This window comes from Streptomyces durbertensis, assembly GCF_014156695.1.
GTDB classification, from domain to species: Bacteria; Actinomycetota; Actinomycetes; order Streptomycetales; family Streptomycetaceae; genus Streptomyces; species Streptomyces durbertensis.
The window spans coordinates 1-2,034 of record NZ_WMLF01000657.1 but is presented as its reverse complement, the minus strand read 5'-3'; the positions used below and the strand labels follow the sequence as shown (position 1 = coordinate 2,034).

3 protein-coding genes are annotated in these 2,034 nt (G+C 75.3%); all 3 read left to right on the top strand.

All coding sequences use genetic code 11. From position 1 onward, the window contains the following. A partial coding sequence (locus GL263_RS25620; RefSeq protein WP_323379563.1) for a GNAT family N-acetyltransferase occupies positions 1 to 568 on the top strand: 568 nt, incomplete at its 5' end. Between the two features lie 145 nt (positions 569 to 713). Beyond that, complete coding sequence (locus GL263_RS25615; RefSeq protein ID WP_182858122.1) at positions 714 to 1,472, top strand: TIGR03936 family radical SAM-associated protein; 759 nt, start codon at positions 714 to 716, stop codon at positions 1,470 to 1,472. Positions 1,473 to 1,711: 239 nt separating this feature from the next. Continuing rightward, positions 1,712 to 2,034 (top strand): hypothetical protein (locus GL263_RS25610; RefSeq protein ID WP_182858121.1); only part of this gene is annotated, 323 nt, incomplete at its 3' end.

Genomic DNA, 2,034 nt, shown 5'->3' with positions numbered 1-2,034 from the left:
GGGTGGGGGGATGCCGCGACTGACCACTCCCACGGCCCGGGTCCGCGCCTCCTTCCTGAAGGCCATGCGGGAGTTCGCTGACGAGGACGACGCCTGGTTCAACGGCAACTCGATGATCGCTGAGGAGATCCGCCGGTACGGCGACGTCTGGGAGGAACCCGAGGGGTTCGCCGGCTACGTCGCCGACGTGGTCGCCGCCGCCGACCCGGAGACCGAGCGCCCGGCGGGCTGGGTGCCCGCCACGGTCCTGTGGTACGTCGAGGGCGACGAGTGGCTGGGGCGGCTGGCAATCCGGCACGCGTTCACCCCGCACCTGCTGGAGTACGGCGGCATCGTCGGCTACGAGGTCCGCCCCTCCGTCCGGCGCCGGGGACACGCCACGGCCATGCTGCGGGCCGCGCTGCCGGTCGCGGCGGGCCTCGGGTTCGAGCAGGTGCTGGTGACCTGCGACCACGACAACACCGGCTCCCGCAAGGTCATCGAGGCGTGCGGCGGTGTCCTCGAGGACCAGCGCGGGGTGAAGCTGCGCTACTGGGTGCCCACGGGCGGCGCGGCCCCGTCGGGCTGAGGCGCGACGCCCGGTCGTTCCGGTCGCCCGGCGCAGCCGGGCCGCCTCCGAGGCCGTAACCTGGAGGGACGGAAGCCATCGACTGACGAGGGACTGAACGACACTGGGCAAGCGACAGCCCGAAGGCCCGCCGCCGGCACCCGTGGTGCAGCGCGTACGCCTGCGCTACACCAAGCGCGGCCGCCTCCGGTTCACCAGCCACCGCGACTTCCAGCGCGCCTTCGAGCGGGCCCTGCGCCGCGCCGAGGTGCCGATGGCGTACTCGGCGGGTTTCACCCCGCACCCGAAGGTCTCGTACGCGAACGCCGCACCCACCGGCACCGCGAGCGAGGCGGAGTACCTGGAGATCGCGCTCGCCGAGCGCCGTGACCCGGCGCTGGTCAGGAAGCTGCTGGACGACTCGCTGCCGGACGGTCTGGACATCGTCGACGCCGTGGAGGCGCACGCTTCCGGGTTCGCCGACCGGCTGACCGCCTCCTGCTGGGAGCTGCGGCTGGACGGCGTGGAGCGGGCCGAGGCCGAGGCGGCCGTGAAGGCGTTCCTCGCCGCCGAGAGCGTCGAGGTCGAGCGGCAGACGAAGAAGGGCATGCGCACCTTCGACGCCCGCGGGGCCGTCGCCTCCCTGGAGTGCGTCTCCGAGGGGCCGGCCGGCGGGGGTGATAGGCCGGCGGCGGGTCCCTGTGCGATACTGCGCCTGGTAGTGCGGCACCTGACACCTGCCGTACGACCCGACGACGTCCTGTCCGGCCTCCGAGCTACGGCCGACCTGGCGCCGCCGGTCCCCGCAGCGGTGACCAGGCTGGCGCAGGGGCCGCTCGATGAGGAGACCGGCACGGTGACCGACCCGCTGGCGCCCGACCGCGACGCAACCCCCGTCGCGACGGCGCCCGGAGCCACCGCGTAAGGCCGACGTCGCGGCGCCGCCGACGAGCCCGGAACCCAGGGAGCCACCCGGGTACCGCCGTCCGGCAGGTGCGAGGACCAGAAGACTTTCGCCGTAGCCGGGCCGGATGGCCAGGAACCGGCGAGTGAGACAACAGCTCCCGTGTGGCGCGTGCGCCCCGGGTCAGGTACACCGCGTAAGCGCGCGTGCCACGGCCGGCAGGGCGCCGCGCCCGGGAGCGTGACGGGAGATACCCCCGCATGCTCGAAGCCAGTGACTCCGCGAGCGCGGAGCCGAACGACAACAGTTCGCCGAGCGACAACCTGCCGCCGCGCCGGCGCAGGGCCGCTTCCCGACCGGCGGGACCGCCGGCCGCCACGGAACCGCCGCCCGCGGAGGTGACGGTCACGGCGGCCGAGGCGGCCGGGCAGGAGCCCGCCGCCGCCGAGGAGACGCCGGCCGCCGCCGCGCGGCCGTCCCGTTCGCGCCGCCGGGTCGTGCGCGCGCCCGCCGGCCCGCCGGTGCCCGCGTCGGAGACCACGGAGACCACCACCGCCCCCGAGCCCGCGCCGGAGGCGCCCGT